The sequence below is a fragment of the Paraconexibacter sp. AEG42_29 genome (assembly GCF_040581415.1).
Classification (GTDB): domain Bacteria; phylum Actinomycetota; class Thermoleophilia; order Solirubrobacterales; family Solirubrobacteraceae; genus Paraconexibacter.
On the sequence record NZ_CP114014.1, the window covers coordinates 1023405 to 1047076 of the forward strand.

Annotated in this window: 20 protein-coding genes and 1 tRNA gene; 8 read left to right on the plus strand and 13 right to left on the minus strand. The window is 73.8% G+C overall.

Annotation, left to right across the window (positions count from 1 at the left end; genetic code table 11):
- Positions 1–12 precede the first annotated feature (12 nt).
- Positions 13–101 (plus strand) — tRNA-Ser (locus tag DSM112329_RS04915).
- Positions 102–168: 67 nt separating this feature from the next.
- Here DSM112329_RS04915 and DSM112329_RS04920 read toward each other — a convergent pair.
- From DSM112329_RS04920 to DSM112329_RS04940, 5 genes are all read right to left on the minus strand, one after another.
- Positions 169–1653, minus strand: a complete 1485-nt coding sequence (locus DSM112329_RS04920; protein WP_354700697.1) for a lipase family protein — start codon at positions 1651–1653, stop codon at positions 169–171.
- Between the two features lie 61 nt (positions 1654–1714).
- On the minus strand, positions 1715–2377 hold the full coding sequence (locus DSM112329_RS04925; RefSeq protein ID WP_354700698.1) for a TetR/AcrR family transcriptional regulator: 663 nt from the start codon (positions 2375–2377) through the stop codon (positions 1715–1717).
- Positions 2378–2446: 69 nt separating this feature from the next.
- Positions 2447–4087, minus strand: a complete 1641-nt coding sequence (locus DSM112329_RS04930) for an AMP-binding protein (protein WP_354700699.1) — start codon at positions 4085–4087, stop codon at positions 2447–2449.
- Entirely contained in the window at positions 4084–5055 is a 972-nt protein-coding gene (locus DSM112329_RS04935; protein ID WP_354700700.1) for a helix-turn-helix domain-containing protein, read from the minus strand. The genes DSM112329_RS04930 and DSM112329_RS04935 overlap by 4 nt, the downstream gene beginning before the upstream one ends.
- An 18-nt stretch (positions 5056–5073) precedes the next feature.
- On the minus strand, positions 5074–5985 hold the full coding sequence (locus DSM112329_RS04940; RefSeq protein WP_354700701.1) for an alpha/beta hydrolase: 912 nt from the start codon (positions 5983–5985) through the stop codon (positions 5074–5076).
- A gap of 194 nt (positions 5986–6179) precedes the next feature.
- Here DSM112329_RS04940 and DSM112329_RS04945 point away from each other — a divergent pair, with 194 nt between their 5' ends.
- The gene (locus DSM112329_RS04945) at positions 6180–7691 is read left to right on the plus strand and encodes an FAD-dependent monooxygenase (RefSeq protein WP_354700702.1); all 1512 of its coding nucleotides are present in this window, start codon (positions 6180–6182) and stop codon (positions 7689–7691) included.
- Between the two features lie 55 nt (positions 7692–7746).
- Here the strand turns inward: DSM112329_RS04945 and DSM112329_RS04950 are convergent, their stop codons facing one another.
- A complete protein-coding gene (locus DSM112329_RS04950; RefSeq protein ID WP_354700703.1) occupies positions 7747–8754 on the minus strand; it encodes an ATP-grasp domain-containing protein in 1008 nt (335 codons plus the stop codon).
- 346 nt (positions 8755–9100) lie between these two features.
- Here DSM112329_RS04950 and DSM112329_RS04955 point away from each other — a divergent pair, with 346 nt between their 5' ends.
- Both DSM112329_RS04955 and DSM112329_RS04960 read left to right on the plus strand, forming a co-directional pair.
- On the plus strand, positions 9101–9514 hold the full coding sequence (locus tag DSM112329_RS04955) for an NUDIX domain-containing protein (RefSeq protein WP_354700704.1): 414 nt from the start codon (positions 9101–9103) through the stop codon (positions 9512–9514).
- Positions 9511–10173, plus strand: a complete 663-nt coding sequence (locus tag DSM112329_RS04960; RefSeq protein ID WP_354700705.1) for an HD domain-containing protein — start codon at positions 9511–9513, stop codon at positions 10171–10173. Before DSM112329_RS04955 ends, DSM112329_RS04960 begins: the two co-directional genes overlap by 4 nt.
- 66 nt (positions 10174–10239) lie before the next feature.
- Here the strand turns inward: DSM112329_RS04960 and DSM112329_RS04965 are convergent, their stop codons facing one another.
- Together DSM112329_RS04965 and DSM112329_RS04970 are read right to left on the minus strand one after the other, a co-directional pair.
- On the minus strand, positions 10240–12222 hold the full coding sequence (locus DSM112329_RS04965) for a hypothetical protein (RefSeq protein WP_354700706.1): 1983 nt from the start codon (positions 12220–12222) through the stop codon (positions 10240–10242).
- Positions 12223–12379: 157 nt separating this feature from the next.
- The gene (locus DSM112329_RS04970) at positions 12380–13720 is read right to left on the minus strand and encodes a helix-turn-helix domain-containing protein (RefSeq protein WP_354700707.1); all 1341 of its coding nucleotides are present in this window, start codon (positions 13718–13720) and stop codon (positions 12380–12382) included.
- 98 nt (positions 13721–13818) lie between these two features.
- Here DSM112329_RS04970 and DSM112329_RS04975 point away from each other — a divergent pair, with 98 nt between their 5' ends.
- From DSM112329_RS04975 to DSM112329_RS04990, 4 genes are read left to right on the plus strand one after another with little or no spacing between them, the layout of a single operon-like run.
- On the plus strand, positions 13819–15075 hold the full coding sequence (locus DSM112329_RS04975; protein WP_354700708.1) for a saccharopine dehydrogenase NADP-binding domain-containing protein: 1257 nt from the start codon (positions 13819–13821) through the stop codon (positions 15073–15075).
- Entirely contained in the window at positions 15072–15875 is an 804-nt protein-coding gene (locus DSM112329_RS04980) for an SDR family NAD(P)-dependent oxidoreductase (RefSeq protein WP_354700709.1), read from the plus strand. Before DSM112329_RS04975 ends, DSM112329_RS04980 begins: the two co-directional genes overlap by 4 nt.
- Positions 15876–15914: 39 nt before the next feature.
- The gene (locus DSM112329_RS04985; protein ID WP_354700710.1) at positions 15915–17036 is read left to right on the plus strand and encodes a hypothetical protein; all 1122 of its coding nucleotides are present in this window, start codon (positions 15915–15917) and stop codon (positions 17034–17036) included.
- Positions 17033–17695 (plus strand): hypothetical protein, encoded by a 663-nt coding sequence (locus DSM112329_RS04990; RefSeq protein ID WP_354700711.1) that lies wholly within the window; start codon positions 17033–17035, stop codon positions 17693–17695. Before DSM112329_RS04985 ends, DSM112329_RS04990 begins: the two co-directional genes overlap by 4 nt.
- A 120-nt stretch (positions 17696–17815) precedes the next feature.
- On the opposite strand, the gene DSM112329_RS04995 is transcribed toward DSM112329_RS04990, so the two are convergent.
- From DSM112329_RS04995 to DSM112329_RS05015, 5 genes are all read right to left on the minus strand, one after another.
- On the minus strand, positions 17816–18400 hold the full coding sequence (locus DSM112329_RS04995; RefSeq protein ID WP_354700712.1) for a hypothetical protein: 585 nt from the start codon (positions 18398–18400) through the stop codon (positions 17816–17818).
- A 320-nt stretch (positions 18401–18720) separates the two neighbouring features.
- Positions 18721–19542, minus strand: coding sequence for a ferritin-like domain-containing protein (locus DSM112329_RS05000; RefSeq protein ID WP_354700713.1), 822 nt, complete (start codon positions 19540–19542; stop codon positions 18721–18723).
- Between the two features lie 168 nt (positions 19543–19710).
- On the minus strand, positions 19711–20424 hold the full coding sequence (locus tag DSM112329_RS05005; protein WP_354700714.1) for a hypothetical protein: 714 nt from the start codon (positions 20422–20424) through the stop codon (positions 19711–19713).
- Positions 20425–20562: 138 nt separating this feature from the next.
- A complete protein-coding gene (locus tag DSM112329_RS05010; RefSeq protein ID WP_354700715.1) occupies positions 20563–21042 on the minus strand; it encodes a hypothetical protein in 480 nt (159 codons plus the stop codon).
- 99 nt (positions 21043–21141) lie between these two features.
- Positions 21142–23505 carry a penicillin acylase family protein gene (locus DSM112329_RS05015; RefSeq protein ID WP_354700716.1) on the minus strand — a complete coding sequence of 788 codons (2364 nt, stop codon included), beginning with the start codon at positions 23503–23505 and terminating at the stop codon, positions 21142–21144.
- Positions 23506–23672 lie beyond the last annotated feature (167 nt).

The following is a 23672-nucleotide window of genomic DNA, read 5'->3' on the forward strand; positions in this document are numbered from 1 at the left end:
TTTGCTGGACATGGAGAGATGCCGGAGCGGTTGAACGGGGCGGTCTCGAAAACCGTTGTGCGGTGTAAGCCGTACCCAGGGTTCGAATCCCTGTCTCTCCGCTGTAGCTGCGCGACCCGGGCGGCGACCGACCTCGGTCCCCGCCCGCAGGCGCTCAGAGGAATCGGCTCACGCCCGCCTCGCGCACGGCCGGTACGTCCGCTGGTCGACGTACCGCGCGCCGGTGCTCGTCCGGACCGTGATGCGCACGCGCACCGTCGCGCTGCGCCGGCCGGTCAACGTCACGCGGACGACATGGCGACCGTCCACCCGCCGAACGGCGACGCGCTTGCCGGCCACGGTCGCCGTCGCGCTGACGATCCGGCCGCGGCGCGGTGTGCGGACGCGGATGGTGACCACCCGGTTCGCCGCGCAGCGCTTCGCCGCCGCAGGCTTCGCCGCGGGGACGGGCAGCGGGTCGGCCGGGACCCGGCAGGTGTTCAGCGCCGGCTGTCCGGCGAACCTGGCCGTCAGGAAGGCCACGGCCCCGGCTTCACCGGCGACGGCTTCGATGAAGTGCTCGCCGGGGGCCTCCCGGTGCTGGACGGTGACGCCCGCACGGCAGTACCGCTCGAGCAGGAGTCGGCTCGGGCCGATCGGCGCCAGCTGGTCGTCGACCGCGTGGTAGTCGTAGACGGGCGCCGCCGGGATGCCCGGGAAGGTCAGTGGGCTCGCGCGCCGGAAGACCTCGGTCCACGGCGGTCCGTCCAGCGCCGAGGGGTCCTTCAGGAAGCTGCTCGCGCGGAGCGCCGGATGCTTGGTGACGGCGTCGATGATGCAGTCGTCCTGGCTGCGGGCGATCGCCGCGCGGCCGGCGTCGTTGAGCTGGTCGCTCAGGCGGTACTCCGGGTAGGCGCGATCGAGCCCGATGAACCCGATGGCGATCGCGCCGCCGAACAGCGAGCCGTCGAACGCGCCGAGGCCGCCGCGGATGCTGGCGTTGTTGCCGCCCAGCGCGACGCCCGCGAGCTTCAGGTCGGGCGCGTAGGTCGGCTGCAGCTGCGCGGCCGTGCTGCTGGCGATCGCCCCGCCCGAGTAGCCCCACACGCCGATCGGAGCCTGCGGATCGAGGCCCGCGGGCTTGAACGCGCGCGCCGCCCGCAAACCGTCAAGGACCCCGCGCGCCTGGCCGTCCCCGCCGAGCCAGGCCGAGTCCGGGCCCTGGTAATCCGGCACGACGACCGCCCAGCCGCGGTCGAGCGCCGCCGCGATGGTGCTTGCGTCGGGCGTCGTGTTGCTCGGCGCCGCGAGACCCTGCGTCAGCACCCACGACGGGGCGCACTTCAGGCCGACCCCGTCCTCGGCCATCTGGTAGCTCAGCACCGGCCGCGGTCCGCCGCCGGTCCACGGCGTCTCGGGGACGAGCACGGTCGTGATGTACGCGGAGGCTGCCCCCGTCGTGTCCTGCGTCTTGAAGCGGACCTGCCAGGCCTTCGCGCGGATCGGGATCGAGAACTGCGTGGCGGTGACCGGTCGCGAGTCGATGACGCTGCCGTTTGCGAGCTTCTCGATCCCCGCGGGGACGCCGTAGAACGGATCGTCCTTCGGCGACGCCGCACCCGCAGGGGCGGCCCACAGGGCGGACAGCACGACGGCGAGCAGGACGCGTTTCATCGTGGGGCTCCTTGATCGAGGGGGGCCGTCGCCGCGCGGCGCCGGCTGGTGATGCTGACGGTCATGAGGCGCCTCGCACGAGCGCCGTGACCCAGCGGACGATGTCCGGGGCCAGGCCCGAGAGCGGCGCGGACGTCGTCTCCAGGGCGTCGCACGCCTGCACCCGGATGCCGTTGCTGACGGCCACGTAGGCGGTCGCCGGAAGCGCGCCCAGCGCCGGTTCGCGCTCGCGCATGGCGGCGTGCTCCTGCGCGAGCAGCGCGGCGAAGGTCGCGACCCCCTCGCGTCGCTTGATTCGGGCGGCAGCGCCCACGGCGTCGAACTCGATCAGGAACGCCCGCGCCGCCTGGCGGTCGCCGTCCAGGGCGGCGAGGTAGCCGCCGATCGCAGCCGCGATGCGCTCGTCCGGCGTGTCGGCGGCGTCGAGCGCCGTGGTGATCGACGCGACGAGCGCGGCGACGTAGGTGTCGTAGGCCTCCATGAGGCACGCCTCGAGGCTCGCGAACTGCGCGTAGAAGCCGTTGGGGGAGACGCGCGCGGTCCTGACGACCTCGGTGATCGTCATGGCGGCGAACCCACGGACACTGATGACGGCCACTGCGGCCGCCATCAGCCGCCCCCGCTGCGACGCAGCGACCTCAGCTCGTGAAAGCGCGTGACGGCCCGGGGGCAGCGCGGTCAGCGACCCGAACACAGACCCCGGTTGAAGCTCGACAGCCGTCATCCTCTGGCGACGCTACCAGAAAGAGATAGGCCGCCTTATTCGATTCCGGGAGTGCCGCGAAGGCGAGGGTCAGGCGGTCTTCGCGGCCGCTGCGTCGTGCAGGTCCAGCAGCTCGATGGACTGCTCCCGCATGTCGTTCTTGCGGACCTTGCCGGTGACCGTCATCGGGAACTCGTCGACGGTGTGCACGTACCGCGGGATCTTGTAGTGCGCGAGCTTGCCGCTGCAGAACTCGCGCAGGGCGGCAGCGTCGATCGCCGCGGCGCCGTCCCGAAGCTGGATCCACACGCAGAGCTCCTCGCCGTACTTCTCGTCCGGGACCCCGACCACCTGCGCATCGGCGATGTCGGGATGGGTGTAGAGGAACTCCTCGATCTCCCGCGGGTAGACGTTCTCCCCGCCGCGGATGACCATGTCCTTTGACCGCCCGACGATGTTCAGGTAGCCGGCCGCGTCCATCGTCGCGAGGTCGCCGGTGTGCATCCAGCCGGCAGCGTCCTTCGCCTCGGCCGTCTTCTCCGGCTCGTTCCAGTAGCCGAGCATCACGGAGTAGCCGCGCGTGCAGAGCTCGCCCGTCTCGCCGCGCGGCACGGTCAGGCCGGACAGCGGGTCGATGACCTTGATCTCGATGTGCGGCCCGACCCGCCCGATCGAGCCGACGCGGAGCTCCAGCGGGTCGTCCTTCCGGGTCTGGGTCGACACCGGGGAGGTCTCGGTCATGCCGTAGCAAATCGACACCTCCGCCATGTTCATCTCGCCCACGACGCGCTTCATGACCTCGGCCGGGCACGGCGAGCCGGCCATGATGCCGGTCCGTAGGGTGCTGAAGTCGCAGTCCGCGAACGCCGGGTCGCCGAGCATCGCGATGAACATCGTCGGCACGCCGTAGAGGGACGTGCAGCGCTCGGCGGTGACCGCGGCGAGCGTCGCGGCGGGGTCGAAGCCGGCGGCCGGGATGACGACGCAGGCGCCGTGGGTCAGCGCGGCGAGGTTGCCCATGACCATGCCGAAGCAGTGGTAAAAGGGGACGGGAACGCAGATGCGGTCCTGCTCCGTGTACGAGCACAGCTCCCCGACGAAGAAGCCGTTGTTGAGGATGTTGTGGTGCGTGAGCGTCGCGCCCTTGGGGAAGCCCGTCGTCCCCGACGTGTACTGGATGTTGATCCGGTCGTCGCGGTCCAGCGACGCCATCCGCTCGGCCAGCGCCTCGCCGCCGACCGGCGTCGCGGCGAGCGCGTTCCAGGCGACGTCCTCGAAGAACACGACGTCCTCGAGGCCGGGCAGCTCGCCGGCGACCTCGTCGACCATCGCCCGGTAGTCGCTCGTCTTGAAGTCGGCGGCGCTGAACAGCAGCCGCACCCCGGACTGGTCCAGCGCGAAGGTCAGCTCGTGCGTGCGATAGGCCGGGTTGACGTTGACGAGGATCGCGCCGACCTTCGCCGTCGCGTACTGCACCAGCAGCCACTCGATCCGGTTCGGGCCCCAGACGCCGACGCGGTCGCCTGCCTCGATGCCGTGAGTCAGCAGCCCGCACGCGAGGCGGTCGACGGCCTCGTCCAGCTCGGCGTAGGTGAGGCGCACGCCCTGCGCGCAGGAGACGACGGCCTCGCGGTCCGGATGGGCGGCGGCGATGCGCGTCAGGCAGCTGCCGATCGTCTCGCTGAGGAGGGCGGTGGACGAGGGGCCGTGGGCGTAGGAGAGCTCGGTCATCTTGGTCCCTCGGGGGTGGGGGTCGACGGGACGGCGGTGGGGGCCGCCTGCCGGCGCAGCTCGCGCGGGCTGACGGCGAACTCCGCGCGGAAGCAGCGCGAGAAATGGGCGGCGTTGGGAAATCCCCAGCGCAGCGCGACGTGCGTGACGGCGGCCCCGGGAAGCTCGAGCAGCTCGGCGCGGGCGCGCTCCAGCCGGCGGCGCTTGATGAAGCCGCCGACGCTCTCGTCCGTCGACGCGAACAGGGCGTGCAGCGTGCGGACGGAGATCGCGTGCGCGCCCGCGATCTCGCGCGGGTTCAGGCGCGGGTCGTGGAGCCGCGCTTCGATCCAGCGGTGGATCTGCGGCAGCAGCACCGCGCGCAAGTCGCCACCGGAGCGCGGCGCGACGACCGCGCGCATCAGCTCGAGCGCTGCATTGGCGGCCGCTGCGCAGGCCGGGCCGTCGAGGTGGTCGAGCTCCCGCGAGAGCATGTCCAGGTACCCGGCGAGCAGCCGGCTGTGCGCGGAGCCCGCCGGGATGTGCACCGGGATCGAGCCGCCGAGCCCCAGGATGCGCTCGCGCGGCAGCAGCAGCGTGCGCTTGCGCAGTGGCTCGAGCACCTCGAAGTCGGCGGCCAGGTCGCCGTCCCAGACCACGCAGTCGCCGGGCCCGAGGAGCATCTCGCGGCCGGCCTGGGAGACGCGCTCGCGGCCGGCGCCGACGACCAGGACACCGGCCCAGCCGGGGTCGACGGCGAGCTCCCTCCGGCCGCGGTGCCCGCTGCACGGGTCGACGGCGCAGTCGACGAGCGCGAGCTCGCCGAAGCGCCGGCGCGTGAGCTCGGCCTCGAAGGTGGCACGGGCGGGCTGTGGGACGGCGACGTCGAAGCGCAGGTGGGTCTCGGCGAGCGCGTCGTGCCAGCTCTCCACCCGCGCGGCCGAGCTGAGCCCGCGCGTGTCCCACGTCTCTGTCGGTCGCGTCGTCATCGAGCAGCCCGACCGAGACTAACCGCCCAGCAGGTGCTCGACGAACCAGTCCCGTGCGGCCCCGGACGAGCGCTCGAACCCGTCGCCCGTGTAGGCGTCGAAGTGACCGCCGGGCAGCAGCACGAGCTTCTTGGGGTGCGCCGCCGTCTCGTACGCCTCGCACGCCCACTCGCCCGGGGCCAGCCGGTCGAGCGGTGCGACGACCATCAGCAGCGGGGTGGGGGAGATGCGCTTCAGGTACTCGCCGGGCTCGTAGCCCTGGAACAGCTCCAGGGAGCGCGCCGTCACCTCGTTGACGAACGACGGAGCGCGCTCGGCTGCGGCCCGGGTGAAGAACTCGTACGAGTCCGCGGTCGGCAGCGCCGACTGCTCCAGAGGGTTCTCGTGCACGACCGGCATGGTGATCGGGTCGTCGCCGTTCGCGCGGCCCAGGCGGTCGGCGGCCAGCAGCTGCCACGTCGCGTCCCAGAAGTCGACGCGGACGAGCGTCTCGAAGTTCCGCCGTCCGGAGATCAGCGGCACCTGCCCGCAGACCGCCTTCACGCGCCGGTCGACCGCCGCCACGACGTAGGCGTGGGCGCCGCCGTAGCTCGACCCCCAGACGCCGATGCGGGACGCGTCGACCTCGGGCCGGCCCTGCGCGTAGGTGATCGCGTCCTGGAAGCCGCGGACCTGCTCCCAGGGGTCGATCTCCTGCCGCGGCTTGCCGACGCCGACGTCGCTCGCGCCGAAGCCGGGGTGGTCGTGGACGACGCACGCCAGGCCGGCGGCGGTGAAGACCGCCGCGTACTCGTCCAGGTGCATCTCCTTGACCGCCGCGAAGCCGTGGGCCATGACGATGCACGGGACCTCGCCCGACGCGCCGTCGGGGGTGAAGAACCACCCGCGCAGGGTGACGCCGCCGGACACGAACTCGATGTCTTCTCTCATGGGCCGACACTAGGAGCGGTGCCCACCGGATGCTTGCCTGGGAGCGACGGACACTTGTCGCTGCGCGCACGGCCTCCATCCGCAACTGCTCTCCAGTGACAATTTATACCGCAAACGACGCCCTCATGAGGCTCTCGATCGTCCCCCATAATCGCCCGTCGCAGTCCAGGACCCACTGAAACAGAGGAGCGAGAATGCGAACGACTGAGCATGCGGTGATCATCGCCGGCGGCGGTCCGGCCGGCATGATGCTGGCGGCCGAGCTGGCGCTGGCGAGGGTGGATGTGGCGGTGGTCGAGCGGCGTCCCGACCACGTGCTGGTGGGCTCGCGGGCCGGCGGGCTGCACGCACGGTCGATCGAGCTGCTGGACCAGCGCGGGGTGGTCGACCGCTTCCTGGCCGTGGGCCAGGTGGCCCAGGCCGCGATGCTGGCGACGACGGTGCTCGACATGAGCGACTTCCCGACCCGCCACCCGTACTCGCTCGGGATCTGGCAGAACGAGATCGAGCGGATCATGTCCGCGTGGGTCGCCGAGCTGCCCGTCCAGGTGTACTACGGCAGCGAGGTGACGGGGCTGACGCAGGACGACGCCGGCGTGGACGTCGAGCTGTCCGGCGGCGGGACGCTGCGGGCGCAGTATCTGGTCGGCTGCGACGGCGGGCGCAGCGTCGTCCGCAAGGCGGCGGGCATCGCGTTCCCCGGCTGGGAAGCGACGATGAGCAACCTGATCGCCGAGGTCCAGACGACGGAGCCGCCGGAGCTCGGTGTCCGGCACGATGCGACGGGGGTCCATGGCCTGGGCCGGCTGGAGTACGAGATCGTCGACGGCGAGGTGGTCTACAAGGACGAGGGCCCGGTGCGCGTCATGCTCACCGAGCAGCAGATCGGGTCCGGGGAGGCGACGCTCGACGACCTGAAGGACGGCCTGAAGCGGGTCTACGGCACCGACTTCGGGATCCACAGCCCGACGTGGATCTCGCGGTTCACCGACGCGACACGGCAGGCGGCGAGCTACCGGGCCGGGCGTGTCCTGCTGGCCGGCGACGCCGCGCACGTCCACTACCCGGCCGGCGGGCAGGGCCTCAGCCTGGGGGTCGGGGACGCGGTCAACCTGGGCTGGAAGCTCGCGCAGGTCGTCCGCGGGACCGCTCCGGACAGCCTCCTGGACACCTACCACGACGAGCGCCACCCGGTCGGCGCGCGGGCGCTGCAGCACACGATGGCGCAGGCCGCGCTGCAGAAGCGGGACGACCGCATGCGGTCGCTGGTCGACCTGGTGAGCGAGCTCGCGCGGATGGACGAGCCGCGCCGGCGCGTCGCTGGAATCGTCTCCGGGCTGGACATCCACTATGACCTCGGCGAGGGCCACCCGTTGCTCGGCCGGCGGATGCCCGACCTGGACCTGGTGACGGCGGACGGCGGTGCGGTCCGGGTCTTCGAGCTGCTGCACGGCGCCCGGCCGGTCGTGCTGAACCTCGGCGAGCCGGGTCGCCTCGACGTCGCGCCGTGGTCGGACCGGGTCCAGCTCGTCGACGCGACTTACGCGGGGGAGTGGGAGCTGCCGGTCCTCGGCGTCGTCGCCGCGCCGGCCGCGGTCGTGATCCGGCCCGACGGCCACGTCGCCTGGGTAGAGGACGGGGACGGCGGCGGGGCCGGCCTGCCCGAGGCGCTCACCACCTGGTTCGGGCCGCCGACGCCGGTCTGAGGCCACCGGCGCACAGCAGCAGCGACGGCGGCGGCGGCGAGGTTGGGCCGCCCGGTCAGGGGCGGTACTCGCCCCTGGCCATGCGGTCGACCAGTCCGCCGTAGAGGTCGATCCCGACCGCGATCCCCTGGCCGACACCGGCGGCCGGACGGGCGTTGATCTCCAGCAGCGCCAGGGCGCCGTCGGTGCGGCGGCGCAGCTGCACGTTGCAGATCGCGTTCATGCGGAAGTGGCGGATGAGCGGCAGCACGACCGCGAGGTGCTCGGCGTCCTGGCTCAGGTGGCGCCCAGCACCCTGCTTGTGGCGGACGAGGAAGTCGACGACGGCGCCGCGATCGGCCAGCACGTCCACCGACCACTCGTCGCCGGGCATCAGCTCCATGACGAGCCAGTCGCGGCCGTCCGGCGTCCACGGCACACCCGGCTCGAGCACGACGAAGCCGATCGCCCCGACGCCGGTGCGCGGCTTGGCGCAGACGCGGTGACCGGCCGCCGTGATCGCTGCCCGCGCGGCGTCCGCCTCCTCCTGGGTCCAGACCAGGAAGGTCAGGGCCACAGGAACGCCGAGGCGCTCGGCGGTCCGGGTCGCCTCCCACTTGTCCTCGAGAACGTCGGGGTCGACCGCGGGCGCGACGACCTGCACCCCCTGCGCGGCGAACCGGTCGGCCGCGCGGCAGATGCGACCCAGGTGCCGGCGCCACGTGAGCAGGTGCGTGGCACCGTGCTCGGCGGTCTGCTCGAGCAGCCACTCGACGTACGCCGCGCCGCTGACGTCGCGCGGCTCGAGGACGCCGACGTCGCCGGCGGCCAGATGCGGATGACCCTCCAGGTACGAGGACGTGATGAGGCGGTCACAGCGGCCGCGGACGGACTCCATGCAGGGGCCGAGCGTGCGCGTGGCGTGGTTGGCCCACACGGTCAGCGTCGCGTCGCGGGTGCGCGCGCTCGGCGGGGCTGGGACGCTGTCGCCCCAGGTGGCCGGCAGCGCGTCGACCGGTGCGGATCCGGTGAGCGTGTGTGTGGTCGTGACCGGGAGGGTGGTCAGCCGGGGGGCGACGCGCACTACCGGCTGCGCAGGCGGCCGTCGCGGCACAGGGCGGGGCGCGCGACGCCCTCACCCTCCGCCGGAGACCCGATGGAGCGGTTGGCATCCCGAACCCTGCGCGCGTCCGGGAGGGGACGGGGCTTCGGGATGTGATGAGAGTCGTTTATGGCGTCACCCAAGCTAGCAGCCGGATGACGACGGGCTGACCCTGCTCCCCGGTCCGGACCACGCGGTCATCGCCGTCTACGCGGGGCAGTTCCCGTCGGCCAGCGGCGGGACGGCGACCGCGGTCTTCCGGGATGGCACGAGGGTGACGCAGCCGCTCTCGCTCTCGCCCTGACGCCGGCCCTGGGAGGATGAGCCGATGTCCTCCCCGACCCTGCGCGGCCCGTTGGTCGGTGCCAGCGCGATCGTCGTCCGCGATGGGCGCGTGCTGCTGGGCCGGCGTCGCGGCGCCCATGGCGCCGGGACGTGGTCCTTCCCCGGCGGCAAGGTCGATGCCGGCGAGGCGCCCGCGACCGCGGTCGCACGCGAGCTCGAGGAGGAGACGGGGCTGATCGCCCGCGCGGTCACGAGGGTCACGTGGACGGACGACGTGTTCCCGGACGACGGCCTGCACTACGTCACGCTGCACCACCTCGTCGAGGCCGTGGGGGAACCCGCGCGGCGCGAGCCCGAGAAGGTGGACGGCTGGTCCTGGCATCGGTGGGACGCGCTGCCGGAACCGTTGTTCGCACCGGTCGCGTCGCTCGTCGAGACGGGATGGCGGCCGGCGTGAGCGGCACGGTCGGCGGCGGTGGCCCCGGGGACGCGGGGTCGCGCGCGGCAGGCTGGATCGCCGGCCTGCCCGTGGCGGCCGACCTGCGGGCGGCGCTCGACTTCCTGGCCGAGTCGCACGACCTGGCCTACGTGATGCGGCTGAACCGGCTGCGCGACGGCTCCCGGCCGGAGTCCAGCGCCGAGCACAGCTGGCACCTGGCGCTGTGCGCGGTGGTCCTCGCCCGGCAGACGGCCCCGGGGGTCGACCTCGGCCGGGTCCTCACGATGCTGCTGATCCACGACCTCGTCGAGATCGAGGCGGGCGACGTCCCCATCTACGACCTCGAGGAACGCGCAGCGGTCACGGTCGCCGAGGAGCGGGCGGCCGACCGGATCTTCGGGTTGCTGCCGGCCGCTGAGGCGGGGGCGTTCCTGGCTGCGTGGCACGAGTTCGAGGCGGCGGCGTCCGACGAAGCGCGCTTCGCCCGCGGGCTCGACCGCCTGCAGCCGATGCTGCTGCACGCGGCCGGCGACGGGTCGGCCTGGGCCGGGCGCGGCGTGACGGTTGCGCAGGAGCGGATCCTGGTCGCTCAGGTGACGGAGTTCTGGCCGGCGCTTGGCGCGATCGCGGAGGCGATCCTGGTGGACGCCGCGCGGCGCGGCTGGCTCGCCCCCTGACGCCGAGTTGCGATCGGCGCCATACCGGGCGGCCGTGCATCGCATCTGGGCCAGTGGGATGGTCTGTCAGCGGACGCGGACCGTGGCGCTCCTGCGCACCGTCGCGCCGCGGGGCGTCACGAACGTCAGCCGCAGCTCCAGCCCGCGTACCGCCGGGACCGCGCGCAGACCGGACCGCCCGGACGGCGACACCGGCAACGACAGCGCGACGGTTACGGGGTCCGGGACGGTCTGCCGAACGCGGGCCACCAAACGGCCGGACGGCGTCCACAGCTCGGCGGCCAGCCGGCCCGGCGGCAGCGCCAAGCGCAGCTGGTACCGCCCGCCCGAGCGGAGCAGCATCGATCGCCGGGCAGCCATCGGCCGGACGGCGGCCAGCGCTCTGCGCACGCCGGTGCGTTCGCGGGCGTGGGCGGCCGCCGGCGTCGTCGTCACGGGCTCGGGGTTGGGGACGACGTCACGCGGCGTCGTGGGTGCGGCGACACCCGCGGGGGCCGGCGGTGCGTCCGGTGGACGAACCGGGCGCACCGGGACCGGGAGGGCCGGGATCAGCGTGGTGTCCGGTGGGACGCCGGGGTCGGCGGGGACCCCGGGGGCCGGCACGTCGTCGAGCGGGCTGACGTAGATGAGCTCGCCAGCCTCACCCGATCCGGAGCCCTCCGTGAAGACGAAGTAGGTCCCCACCAGCGTGAGCCGGCCGTCCGGCCCGATCAGCATCGTGGCCGTGCCGTTGCCGAACGACTGGCTGTAGCCGTGCGTCGCGACCGGGAGCAGCTGCGCCGTCCCGGTCGCCTGGTCCTCCAGGTACTCGCGCCAGCTGCCGAAGTCGCCGAACGCGTGTTGGCCCTCCTGGAGGGTGAAGCGCTGCCCGCGGAACGTCAGCTCGTCGCGGTCGCCGAGGCCGCCGCCCAGACCGAGCGGGGTGAAGAGCGCATCTGCGGCGCCGTCCGCCCGCGCGGCCCACGCCCGCATCCCGAGGAGCAGCCCGGTCGCGCGCCGGTCGACCACTGAGTCACGGAGGTAGTGGAAGCCCACCACCACGTGCTGCGCGCCGGCGTCGACGCTGCGGATCGAGGGCGTCCCCTCGGCGACCGGGGCCAGTGAGCGGGGTGCATCGAACGTCGCGTCGGGCCGGCCGGCGAGCAGTGCGTCCACGGTCGGGAAGCGGCGGAACCGCAGGTGCGGCCCGCCGTCGTCCGCCTCGGAGACCACGAGCGCGCCGCCGCCCGGAAGCAGCGCGACGGTCGGCTGGCTGTCGTGATCGCCGAGGTCCGCGGTGCGGCGCCAGCGCAGCAGGTCGCTCGACGTGCCGACGCGGCTCACGAAGCGCCCGTCCACGTCGGCGTGCCAGACCCCGAGGTAGCGCCCGTCCGGAGCCTGGACCACCTTCAGCGCGTCGAGCTTCCCGCCCCGATCGTCGGTCGCCCGGTACCGGACTCGGGCCGCGTTCTTCGGACGGGCCAGGCGCCACGTGAGCTCGTCCCCCGGGGACTTGGTCGTGATGACGAGCTCGGGAGGCCGGGACGACTCGCGGGACGCGAAGCCGGCCGGGCGCGAGCGGTCGCCGTCGATCCGGAAGCCGAGCGTGCTGTCCGTGACGACCGCGGCCGTGACGTCGTACTCGGCCCACTGACCTGCGGTGACCGCCGGGAGCGTCGCGATCGGCCCGGTGACCGCGGTCGGGCTCCGCGCCGGAGTGACCGTGCGCTGGTTCCAGTCGGTGGTGGTGAGGCTGACCGTGGTCGGCGCGTCGCTCCCGCGGGTGACCCACAGCCGCAGCACCACGCGCGCCGGGGGGACGGGCAGCGCGGCGACCCGCACCCGGAGGAAGGCGGATGTCCCGCCGCCCGCGCGAAGGGTCGGCGCGCGGGTGCCGCCCGTGGCCCCGCCCGCGGCGCGGGACAGCGAGACGTCCGCGGTCACGACGGCCTGCGGGACCGGGAGCGCCGCCCGCGCCGTCGCCGTCACGGTCGCGGTCGTGCCGGCGGCCGCGACGGCCGTCGCGACCGCGGCGAGCGTGGTCAGGGTGAGCGTCGGCCGCAGGCGCACGAGTGCCAGGGTGCCAGGCCGGGCCCGGTCGCGCACCCGGTTCTCCCAGCCGGGCGGACTCGGCGAGGGCCGCTTCTGCCTGCTGCTGGTCCATGGCGTGGCTCGTGCCTCCGGAAGTCACTTGCTTGCCTATGAGGAAAGTCGGACGACTTTCGTGTCAGGAACGTCGCCTGGTTCGCGCGCCGGCGGACTCCGCCAGCAGGACCTGCGGCCCCAGCGATGCGGCGAGCGCGAGCGCGACCTGCAGCTCGACCGGGCGCTCGGTCAGCGGGCGTCCGATCAGCGCCTCCGCGGCCCGCGCGCGGTTCGTGACGGTGTTCGGGTGCACCCCGACCCGGGAGGCGGTCGCCGTGCGGCTGCCGTGCTCCTCCAGGTAGACGAGCAGCGTGGCGCGCAGGACGGCGTGATCGGGATCGTCGCGGGCGAGGTCGCCGAGGCGGCGCAGGGCGAACCGGCGGGCCCGTGGCAGATCGTCCGCGAGCAGGGCCACCAGCTCGACGTCGTCGTACCGGGCCGTCCCGCCGCCGTCCGGGGCGGCGGTCCCGGCGCCGAGCATCGCGACCTGTGCCGCGGCGAGCGCGTCCGCGTGGGTCGCCCGGAAGCCGTCCAGGCCGGGCGCCGGGTCGCCGGACGCGATCCACGTGTCGGCCGGGCGCGCCGCGTCGACGGCGGCCCGCAGCGCGTCCGCGGCGGGGGCCGCGGGTAGCGCGACCCAGCCCCACGCGACGGCGCTGGCGGCCGGCACCAGCAGGGGCGGCGGGGCACCCAGGCGCAGGGCCACCTCGCGGGCGGCCAGCACCAGCGGCCGGGGAACGTCGAGCGCTGCCGGGACGTCGCCGCCCGCCGGGGCGCCGTGCCACAGGACGAGCCCCACGTGGTGACGACGGAACTCGTGCGCGGCCGTCCGGCTGAGCGCGTCGACGTCGACCGACCGGCCGCTCAGCGCGGCCAGCACGGCCTCGCGCCGCTTCGCGTCCGGGGTCCGCGCGGCCCGTGCGTGCTCGCGGGCGTAGGCGGCGGTGAGCTGCGCGGTCAAGCCCGCGAACCACGCGAACGTCAGCTGGTGAGCGAGCCGCATCGTCCGGGCCTGCAGCGCCGGGCTGAGGCCGGCGGTGGTGATGCGCTCGTCCCAGGCGTCGGCGAGTGCGCCATGCGCGAGCTGCAGGATCTGCAGCAGCGGCCCCAGGGGGATGCCGTCGCGGACCATGACGCCGACCTGGAACAGCAGCTCGGGCGGCGGCTGCACCTGTGCCGGCGGCTCGCCGCGCCGCCAGCCGTCGACGAGCGCCAGCAACGTCGCGCGGGAGGTGCGCCGCGTCTCCTCGACGGTCACGGGGTCGACAGCCGCCTCCGGCACCTCACGGTGGACGAGCGCAGCCACGGTGCGGGCGATCGCGTCCGCGTCCTCCGCGATCACGGCGACGGTCGTGCGCAGCGCCGCCTCGGCGGCGGCGGCCCCCGTGCCGGTCGGTGTCCTCGGACTGTCGCGCGCCGGCATCGTGCTCGCCAGCCTAGTGGCGTGAGATAACATCTGTGAGCCGAAGCGGTGTGACCGAAGCACAGGTTGACCGCGCCGCTGTCCGGCAGGATCGGAGCATGGAAAGCGGTCCCGTCGTCGTCTACGCCGCCACCGGCTACACCGGCCGGCTGATCGCCGCCGAGCTCGCCGCCCGCGGCATACCGCTGGCGCTGGCCGGGCGTGACCGGGGGCGCCTCGCGGCGCTGCAGGCGCAGCTCGGCGCGGGTGAGGTCGCCGTGGCGGCGCTGGACGACCCGGCCGCCCTGAAGGCGGCCGCGTCCCGTGGCCGCGTGCTCATCAACTGCGCCGGCCCGTTCAGCGCGAGCGGCGACGCGGTCCTCACCGCCGCAGCAGCCGCGGGCGCGCACTATCTCGATACGACGGGCGAGCAGGACTGGATCCGGCGCGTCTTCGAGGTCCACGACCCGCTCCTGCGAGACGCCGGTGTGGCCGCCGTCCCCGGCCTGGCGTTTGCGCACACACCCGGCGACCTGCTGGCGAACCTCGTGGGCCGGACGGTCGCGCCCGCCCGCCGCGTGACGATCGCCTACCACGTCGAGGGCTTCGACATGACGCGCGGGACGCTGCACTCCTCGCTCGAGCAGATGAACGGGCTCGACGTCGCGTACGAGGACGGCCGCTTCACCGGGGGCGGACGGCGGCCGCGGCGCGCGTTCGTCACCTTCCCACCGCCGATCGGCCGGCAGCTCGTGGCGCGCTACCCGACCGGCGAGGTTGTGACCGTGCCGCAGCACGTGCAGGCCCGCGAGGTCGTCGCCCGGATCAGCGCGACCTCGATCGCGCCGCCGCCGGCAGCGCCGCTGCTCCCGGCCCTGACCCCGGCGCTCGGGCGGCTGCTGCGCTCGCCGCTGCGGCCCGTGCTGGACCGCGTGATCGACCTGCTCCCGGAGGGCCCGGCCGAAGCGGACCGCAAGGCCGTGCGGTGGACGATCGTCGCCGGCGCGACGGGGGAGGACGGACGCACCGCCCGCGGAATGGCCAGCGGGCCGGACATCTACGGGCTCACGGCGCGCGCGATCGCGCAGGCGGCGGTCGAGCTCGCGGACCCCGGGTTCGCCGGCCGCGGTGCGCTCGCCCCCGCGCAGGCGGTCGACCCGGCCGCGTTCCTCGACGGCCTCGGGCCCCTCGGTGTTCGCTGGCACGTCGACGGTCCCGCTCACGCCGGCGCCACCGCCGACCGGACCGCGGCGACTGCCGACACGGCAACTGCAGAAACGGCGGCCGGCGACACGACGACCGCGGGCACTGCGACGACGGCCGTCGCGGGCGCCGGGGCAGCAGCGCAGGCGCCGGACGCGGCGGCGACCGCATGAGCACGCCCGGTGCGGCTGTCGTCACCGGTGGTGGCGCGGGCCTCGGCGCCGAGCTCGCCCGGCTGCTCGCCGCGCGGGGCTACCGCGTCGTCGTTGCGGACATCGACGCGGCCGCAGCGCGGGCCGTCGCCGACCCTCTCGGCGGCGAGGTCGCGACGCTGGACGTCGCCGACCTGGCCGCGTGCCGGGCGCTCGTGGCAGCGACACCCGACCTCGCCGTCTGGGTCAACAACGCCGGGCTGCTGGCGACCGGGCCCAGCTGGACGACCGACGAGGCCACCCGCCGTCGGCTCTTCGACGTCAACGTGCACGGCCTCATCAACGGGACCACGGCGGCGCTGGAGCGCTTCCGGCCGGCGGGCCGCGGGCACGTCCTGAACATCGTGTCGCTCGCGGGCCTCGTCCCGGCCCCGCACGAGACCATCTACGGCGCCACGAAGCACGCGGCCCTCGCGTACTCGGTCGGGACACAGCTGGACCTGCTGATCGCGCGCGAGCGCGGCGTGCGGATCTCGGCGCTGTGCCCCGACGGCATGTGGACGCCGATGCTGTTCGACAAGGCGCGGGACCCGAACGCCTGGCCATCGTGGTCGGGCGTGATGCTCACGCCCGAGGCGGTCGCCGCCGAAGCGGTCGCGCTGCTGGACCGGCCGCGGATGGTCCGCTCGATCCCCCGCCGGCGCGGTGCGCTGCTGCGTGCCGGGGCCGCCGTCCCCGCCCTGATGGCGCCGGCGCTGCCGGTCGTCGTCGCCCTCGCCCGCCGGCGCCAGCGCCGCTTCGCCGACCGCCACGGCGCCTGACCGCCCCCGACCCACGAACCCACGGACCCGGAACCCGACATGACCGCCATCACCCGTCCAGCGCCGTCGCTCGACGACCTGCGCCCCGTCCCCGACCTGGACGCCGCCCGCGCCGTCTGGCCGCGCGGGCGTCGCCTGGACGCCGTCCGCACCGCCGGTCTGGCGTTCAAGGAGCACTTCAAGGCGCAGGGCACGGTCCTCGGCGTGCGCAGCGTGAACCTCGTCACGGCGCCGTATCCGACGACGTTCGCGTTCCACGGCGCGGTCCGCCTGCCGACGCCGTACGTCTTCATCACGAACCGCATGGTCGTCGTGCAGTACGAGGACTTCGCCGGCGTCCGCCGCACGCTGGTCTGGGAGCCGACGCTGCCCGAAGGCTCGGTCAAGGCGCCGTTCTACGCGCAGACCGCCGCGACCGTCGACCGGATCCCCGGCGGGCAGTGGCTGGCCGACAACGTCCTCACGATCACCGAGAACGACACGGACGACGTGCTGCGCGCGTGCGGGCTGCGGGCGGAGGACGTCGACTACGTCAGCTTCGACCACCTGCACGTGCAGGACGTGCGCATGGTGCTCGGCACGACCGCGCCGATTCCGGGCGAGGACGCGCCGCGCGAGCCACTGTTCCCGAACGCCCTCGTGCTCGCGCAGGAGACCGAGATCGCGACGCTCGAGGATCCCCACCCGACGCAGTGGCCGTGGTACGTCCCGGACACGCTCGTCGACGCCCGGGTCGAGCGCTTCGGCCGGCTGCAGGGCTCGGTCGAGCTGGGCGTCGGGGTCGCGATCGTCTGGACGCCCGGGCACACCGACGGCAACCACTCGCTTGTGGTGAACACCGAGGACGGGGTGTGGGTCAGCTCGGAGAACGGTGTCGCGCTCGACAACTGGCAGCCGGAGCTGTCGCGCATCCCCGGCATCGCCCACTACGCGCGCTTCTACCAGCGCGAGATCGTCCCGAACGCGAACACGCTCGAGGACTTCCAGGACCAGTACGACTCGATGGTCCTCGAGAAGACCCTCGCGGACCCGTGCCGCGACGATCCGCGCTGGCGGCAGGTGATCCCGTCGTCCGAGCTGGCGGACATCCGGCGGCAGTGGCCGGTGCGGCCGACGTACCGGCACGCCGGGATGAACTACGGGACGCTGCTCGCGACGTGACCCGGGACGTGCGGGCCGTCGCGGCCCTCCACGCAACGTTCTTCGCCGCCGCGGGAGTCGTGACGCTCGCGCTCGACGCACCTGCGAAGGGCTGGGCGGTGCTCGCGCTGGTGGTGGCCTACAACGTCGGGCTGCCGCTCACAGCGCGTGCGGTCGGCCGCCGCGACTGGGTGTTGCTGTGGCGCTTCCTGCTGCCGGTGTCGATCTTCCAGATCGTGCCCGACTGGATCCTGGCGACGGTCGTCGGGACGCTCGACTTCCCGGTGATCGGCGGTCCGCGTCTGGACGACGCGATCAACCTGAGCATGGGGGGCATGTGGGTGCCGCCCCTGTTCATCGTGCTTGCGCTGGCGCGCGGCAGTGCGCCGGCCGCGGCCGGCCTGGCGGTCGCGGTGTTCCTGGGCAGCGAGCTGCTCGCGCCGGTGGTCGACCTGTGGGAGCCGACCGGCGACACCACGCAGGTGGCGGGCGTCGCGTTGTACGTCCTGCCCGCGGAGGCCGCGCTCGGCTGGGCGGCCGCGACGGCGTTCGCGCTCGTGGGCGCGGCCTCGCACGGCCGCCGCGTCCTGGCGGCACTGGCGACGTCGACGTTCTACACGGGCGCCCTCGTGGTCGCCTACTTCGCGATCGACGTGGCCGGGTGGTCGGTGACGGTCTGATCGCCGACCGGGCGGCTCGCGCGTCCGGGCCTGCGAGACGCGGAACCAGCCGAGAAGGAGCCCCGGCCCCGCCGCGGCGCGCCAGAGCGCGCCGGGCCGGGCGGGAGCGGACCGGCGTCCCTACGGAAGGGCGCTCGGCAGGTTGTTGTTGCGCGGCGTCGGGATCGTGAACTCGACCGCGCCGTCGTTCGGGTTGGCCGCCGGCGGGGGCGGCGGTGTCGTGCTGCCGCCGCTGATCGTGATGCCGGCCATGACGGCGATCGTGGCGACCACGGCGACGATCGCCGCGATGCCGGCCAGCTTGACCTGGCCCTGGTCGGGGCCCGTCGGGAGGACGCGGGCGTCCGCCGCGGCGGCCACCGGCCGGGCGACGGGCGCCGGTGCCGGGGTCCGGCGGGCGACGGGGGCCGCGCGCGGGGCGCGGACGGGCGCCCGGACTACGGGCGCGGGGTTCCAGACGACCTCGGGCGCCGGCGCTGCCGCCGGTGCGACGTCCACCACGGGGGCGGGATCGCGATAGGCGGCGGGTGCCGGCGTGGGTGCGGGCTCCGTCGAGAGCGGTCCGTAGCCGTTCTCGTCGGTGAAGGTGGCGATGGCGGCCGCGGCCGCCCGTGCGCGTTCGGAGCGACCGAACGGGCTGGCGCGGGTCGTGTCCGGCTCGACCGCGTCAGGTGCTTCGGGAGTGAACGTCGAGTGCCCGCTCATGCGTTCGCCCCCAGGTCCGCGCGGCGGAAAGCCACGCCGCTGGCGATTGCGTCTCTGCTCATCATGGTTGCCCCCCGGCATTGAGACGCCACACGCAGTGGTGCGGTGACGGTCTGGGTAAGCCCCTGCCTACCTGACGAGCAGAATAGCGCCAAAATCGCGATTCGTCGAGTATCGACCGAAGTCTTTACAAACCCATCACGACTCCGCTTTCTCGCCGGTCGGACGATGGTGGTCGGTCCGGAAACCGGCGCAGCTGCGCCGCGCGGGACCGCAGGCGCTGCCGTCGCCTTGCGGCGACAGCAGCACGCGCGCCGGGCCTACGAGATCGTGAGGGTGTTCACGCCCGGATCGGTCGGCGTCCGCGCCGAGACGTCCGCGTAGGTGTACATCTGGCCGGGCTTGCTGCCGGCCTTGCCGAACCCGAAGCCGGCGGACTCGAGGACGGCGACGGCGTCGAGGATCTTGTAGAAGCCCGGGGCGTTCGTCGTCGGCAGACCCGGGGTGTCCTCGCGCTGCGCGAACTTCGCGTACACCCGGTCGTTGCCGAGCTTGCCGAGCGACTGCAGCGCGAGCGCCCGGTGGACGGACTCCACGGCCATGATCTCGGCGGCGTACCGCGCGAAGCGGGTCCCGCTCAGCGTGCCCTGCCGGGCGAAGACCGTCAGGCCGAGCAGGTAGGCGTTGACGAAGACCTGATCGCCGACGGCCAGCGTGGTCAGGAGCGCCTCGGGCGAGGAGAAGACCTCGTCCGGCACGTGGATCGAGGTCGTGACGGCCTTGCCGCCGACGGCGCTGCTGGTCAGCAGCTCGTAGTGGTTCTTCTCCTGCTGCGCGGCGGCGCGGATGTTGCGGGTCGTCGTCGCGTCGAGCTTGCTGCCGAGCTTCTCCGGCCCGAGCGTGTTGACGATCGTCGCGAGGACCTCGGCCGTCGCGGCGACAGCGAGGATGTTGGCGACCGAGTTGTCCTCGTTGGTCTTGACCGCGGCGCCGGCGGGGGCCGTCCCCATCGCGAGGCCGAGGACCCCGGCGCCCGCGAGGGCGGCCGTCGTGCCCTTGATGAGCTGACGGCGGGTCGCCGCGCTCTCGTGCTGGTTCTGCCGGTCGATCGTCTCGAACAGGTGGTTGCTGACGTCGGTCATGTAGTGGACTCCTTGCCGCCGGGAGTGGCGGCGTCGTGGGACACGCGTAGAGGCGAGTGCGGCGGGGCGCCCGGCCCAGACGCATGCCGACGGGAATCCGGTGTGGGTGGGCACGGTGAGCGGCGGTCCTCGGCGTCCCGCCGCTCACCGGCCCGGACTCAGCCCGGCTCAGAACGCCGCCTCGCAGCTGGTGATCGGCTGGTCGTTGCTGTCGCGCTGCGCCCGGTCGTAGCCCGTGCCGCAGGCGACGATGTCGCCCCAGCCGTCCCGCGCGAGGACCGTGTCGTTGCCCTGGCCGGCATCGAGGCGATCGATGCCCGTCCCGCCGTTCAGCGTGTCGGCGCCGCCGCCGGCGCCGATCGTGTCGTGACCGCTGCCGCCCGACAGGTTGTCGCTGAACTGCCAGCCGTAGACGTGGTCGTCGCCGTCGCCGCCGAGCAGGTTCGGAGTCTGCGGCCCGGGCGCGCCGCCGGCCGTGCCCTTCACGTCGACCACGTCGTTGCCGGCCCCGCCCGCGAGGGTCGCGGTCACCGGGACGCCGAGGTCGGCGACCAGGCGATCGCTGCGGTCGCCCGTGTCCACGTAGACGCTGCGGACGAGCGTCGTCGGGCACTGGACCTGATTCGCGTTGTAGTTCACGCACCCGGCGGGCTGGCCCACGAGCGGGTCCACGTTGTTGCGCTCCCACACGAGGATGTATCCCGGGCGGCTGTAGACCTCGATGTCGTTGGCCTCCCCGGGCGCCGCCCTGACGGTAAGCACCTGGCCGCCCGAACCGGTGCGGCTGGCCGTGGACGCCTCGGCGCCGGCCGGCACCGAGGCCGCGACGGCGGCGACGGTGGCGAGTCCGAGGAACGACTTCTTGAGCGTGCTGATGGACATGGCTTGCGGCCTCCGGGTCGGTCGCAGTGCGGGGTGCGCTGCGGTGTGTCCGGAGTCTCCGCCGCGCCCGTCCCCGTGTCCGTCGCGTCCGCGACACAGCGGGGGTGCCGCCGGCGACACCCCCGTCCGGAGCCGCGCTCAGGCGGCTCCGTTGTCCGCGCCGCAGTTGGGGGCACCGAGGGCGATTGCCTCCTTGTCGCGCCGCGGGGCGATCTCGGTCGCGCCTTCGATGACCTTGGTGTACGCGGCCTCGTCGTTCGCCACCAGCGCCTTCTGCGCCGCGAGCGCGGCCGTCTTCCCGGCCTGGAAGTCCTTCATGAGCTGGTCCCACTCGGCCTTCACGTCGTCCGCCGGCTTCAGCTTGGCGAGGTCGTCCGCCTGGCCGGCGACCAGCGGCACGGCGACCTCGAGGTACTTGATCGTGCTGGCCTTGTCGGTCGGCTGCTCGAGCTCCTTCTCCTTCTTGTCGTACCCCACGCAGATCGCGTCGGCCTTCGCGGCGAGCTCCTTCTTGGCCAGCGCCTGGTCGCCGCCGCCGTCGTCGTCGCCACCGCAGCCCGCGAACGCGAGGCCGCCGGCGGCGAGCAGGGTGAGCAGGGCACGGCGGGGGCGGAGCATGGTGGGTCCTGTCGGTCGAATGGCGATGCGCACCATGTTCCCTGCCGCGGCGGTCGGCCACATCGGGGGCGCACCCCCAGGCTTTCGCGCCGGCGCCGGTCAGGGGCCGAGCTCGACGATCTGCTCCCACGTCCCGCGGTCGAAGAACGGCAGCGGCGGGGCCTGGCCGGCGCCCTGCGCGCCGACGTCGTACAGCAGCCGGGGCTCACGCCAGCGGGCCGGGTCCTCGCTCCCGAAGCGCTTGGCCAGCGCGTCGAACGCGGTGACCGCGGCGGCACGGTAGCCGGCGGGCGTCAGCGTCCGCAGCGCGTAGGACTCCTTGGCCGTGATATCGAACGCGTGGCTGCCGCCCGGCCGGTCCTCGAACCGGGACGCGCCCTTGCCGAGCCGCGCGACCGCCCGGGCGGCGAGCGCGGTCTTGTACGCCTCCCAGGCGGCGACGCCGGGATCCACGGTGCCGTCCGCGGCCTGTCGGTGGTAGTCGCCGTCCCACGTCAGGACCGTGTCGAGGATCGACTTCGCCTTCCCGGTCGCCCCCTTCTGGGCGCGGCGCAGGCGCGCGCTCGCGAGCGGGCGCTGCTGCGCGACGCGGCCTTCGCGCTCCACCACGCTACGCGCCGCCTGGAACGACGGCGCCTTGCGCAGGTCCCGCACCAGGCGCATCAGCCACCCGACGCGGTGGAACTGCCCGGTGACCCGCTCGGAGGACTCGCCGTCGCCGCTCGTCCAGCCCTGCGACGGGATGTTGTTCCAGTTCGCGAGCCAGCCCTGCTTCGGGTTGATGACGTGCGGCATCTTCGAGCGGGGGACGAGGCCGCCCCACTCGGCCTCGCCGGTGCCGGGCAGCGGCAGCCGCTCGTCCCAGCGCGACGGGCGGATCTGCACGAGGCCCGGGTGCCAGTACCCGATGTTCCCCTGCGAGTCGGCGGCCATGATGTTCTCATTCCACGTCACCGCGCGGGCGGCGGCGTCCACGTCCTTGATCGTCTTGGCGCGGTTCAGCAGGTCGATGCCGACGAGCGACTCGAGGTCGCGCTGCCAGATGGCGTACTTCCGCGCGTAGGCGACGTTGCCCTCGACGGCCTGCACGGGGCCGTGGACCGTGCGGCAGACGCGGCGCGTGACCGATCCGGACTCAGGGATCTTGCCCCCGAGCAGCAAGTCGCTGGGCGGGCTCTTGAAGTCGAACCGCTCGTTGCGGCAGTCCATCTTCCGCCACTGGCCCTTGTACAGGTAGGACTCGCGGTCCTGCGGATCGAGCTTCTCGGCGTAGAGGTCGTCCTCGTCGGACAGGCCGCTCGTGAAGCCCCAGGCGACGGTGTCGTTGTGGCCGATCCCGACGACCGGGATGCCGGCGGCGGTGACCCCGCGCACGTCGTACCCGGGCGCGTGGAGCTCGATCTCGACGAACAGCTCGGGCACCGAGAAGCCGAGCTGCGGGCCGTTGAAGAGGATGGCGCGCTTGCCCGGTGCGCGGACGGCGAACATCGACGAGCCGCCGGTGCGGCCGATCATGCCGGCCGGCCGGTCGGCCTTCCGGGCGGCGGCACGGGCGGTGCCGTCGCTGGTGGCGGGCAGCGTCTTCGCGAAGGCGAGCGAGCGCTTCCGGGCGGCGGCGGCCTTCTTCGCGGACAGCACCCGCCCCTGCGGGAAGAGGCCTTCGCTGCGCGGGATCGTCGAGAGCTGGCCCTTGATCGAGCGGGGCAGCAGCGCGTCGAGGACACCGGCACCGCTGTCCTGGACCGCCCGCAGGTTCCGCAGCTCGCTGCCGTCGCCCGATGGGACGGTGCGCGCGAGGAAGACGCCGATGCCCAACGTGTCGACGACCGTCCACGGGGTCAGCGCGGTCCCGGTCGCGATGTACTCGGCCGGAAGGTCGGTCGGCGTCGCCTGCAGGTGGCTGATCCAGGCGTTGATGCCGTCCACGTACGCCTGGGTGCGCTGGCGCAGCGGCAGCGGGAAACGCTCGAACTGGGCGTTCAGCTCAGCCGGCGTGTAGTAGTCCCGGCGGGAGATGAGGTCGTCCCCTAACGCGCCCTTGCCCGTGACCTCGGCCAGGCGGCCCTGCGTGGCGTGCCGGAACGCCTCCAGCTGGAACATGCGGTCCTGCGCCAGGGCGTAGCCGGCGCCCCACCAGGCGTCGAGCTCGGTGGCGCCTGTGACGGCCGGGACGCCGAACGTGTCGCGCCGGATGCTCACGCCGGCCTTCGGCGTCTCGGGGGTTCCGGTCGCGAGGTTCATGCCGAACGGCTTGCGCTTGAAGTCGATGAACAGCGGCTGCTGGTCGTACAGGTGCGGTGAGCCGGTGCCGCCGGTCAGCCCGGTCAGCGAGACGTACCCGCTCTGGCCGGGCGGCAGGATGCCCTCGGCTTCGATCACGCGGGCGGGGGCGGAGGACGGGAGGGCGAGGGCCGCGCCGGCGGCGACGACGAGCGCCAGCGCGCGGCGGTGGGGACGGGACATGGGGGCGACACTAATGGGCTGCGAACGCCCGCGTTCAGCGAACCGTCGGCGACGGGCTGTCGCGGTTCGGTCGCTAGATGGTGGACTCTGCGAAGACGGGTGGTCCCAGGCGCGTGCAGCGTGGATGCAGGGCGCGTTCGGGACGGCCGACGCAGGGCCGGCGTCCT

What these genes read in the sequence shown, in the direction of transcription:
- DSM112329_RS05015 (WP_354700716.1), bottom strand. Translation starts at nt 23,505, where the DNA reads ATGTCCCGTCCCCACCGCCGCGCGCTGGCGCTCGTCGTCGCCGCCGGC.
- DSM112329_RS05000 (WP_354700713.1), bottom strand. Translation starts at nt 19,542, where the DNA reads ATGACCGACGTCAGCAACCACCTGTTCGAGACGATCGACCGGCAGAAC.
- DSM112329_RS04940 (WP_354700701.1), bottom strand. Translation starts at nt 5,985, where the DNA reads ATGAGAGAAGACATCGAGTTCGTGTCCGGCGGCGTCACCCTGCGCGGG.
- DSM112329_RS05005 (WP_354700714.1), bottom strand. Translation starts at nt 20,424, where the DNA reads ATGTCCATCAGCACGCTCAAGAAGTCGTTCCTCGGACTCGCCACCGTC.
- DSM112329_RS04985 (WP_354700710.1), top strand. Translation starts at nt 15,915, where the DNA reads ATGACCGCCATCACCCGTCCAGCGCCGTCGCTCGACGACCTGCGCCCC.
- DSM112329_RS04920 (WP_354700697.1), bottom strand. Translation starts at nt 1,653, where the DNA reads ATGAAACGCGTCCTGCTCGCCGTCGTGCTGTCCGCCCTGTGGGCCGCC.
- DSM112329_RS04945 (WP_354700702.1), top strand. Translation starts at nt 6,180, where the DNA reads ATGCGAACGACTGAGCATGCGGTGATCATCGCCGGCGGCGGTCCGGCC.
- DSM112329_RS04975 (WP_354700708.1), top strand. Translation starts at nt 13,819, where the DNA reads ATGGAAAGCGGTCCCGTCGTCGTCTACGCCGCCACCGGCTACACCGGC.
- DSM112329_RS04925 (WP_354700698.1), bottom strand. Translation starts at nt 2,377, where the DNA reads ATGACGGCTGTCGAGCTTCAACCGGGGTCTGTGTTCGGGTCGCTGACC.
- DSM112329_RS04970 (WP_354700707.1), bottom strand. Translation starts at nt 13,720, where the DNA reads ATGCCGGCGCGCGACAGTCCGAGGACACCGACCGGCACGGGGGCCGCC.
- DSM112329_RS04935 (WP_354700700.1), bottom strand. Translation starts at nt 5,055, where the DNA reads ATGACGACGCGACCGACAGAGACGTGGGACACGCGCGGGCTCAGCTCG.
- DSM112329_RS04995 (WP_354700712.1), bottom strand. Translation starts at nt 18,400, where the DNA reads ATGAGCGGGCACTCGACGTTCACTCCCGAAGCACCTGACGCGGTCGAG.
- DSM112329_RS04955 (WP_354700704.1), top strand. Translation starts at nt 9,101, where the DNA reads ATGTCCTCCCCGACCCTGCGCGGCCCGTTGGTCGGTGCCAGCGCGATC.
- DSM112329_RS04930 (WP_354700699.1), bottom strand. Translation starts at nt 4,087, where the DNA reads ATGACCGAGCTCTCCTACGCCCACGGCCCCTCGTCCACCGCCCTCCTC.
- DSM112329_RS05010 (WP_354700715.1), bottom strand. Translation starts at nt 21,042, where the DNA reads ATGCTCCGCCCCCGCCGTGCCCTGCTCACCCTGCTCGCCGCCGGCGGC.
- DSM112329_RS04980 (WP_354700709.1), top strand. Translation starts at nt 15,072, where the DNA reads ATGAGCACGCCCGGTGCGGCTGTCGTCACCGGTGGTGGCGCGGGCCTC.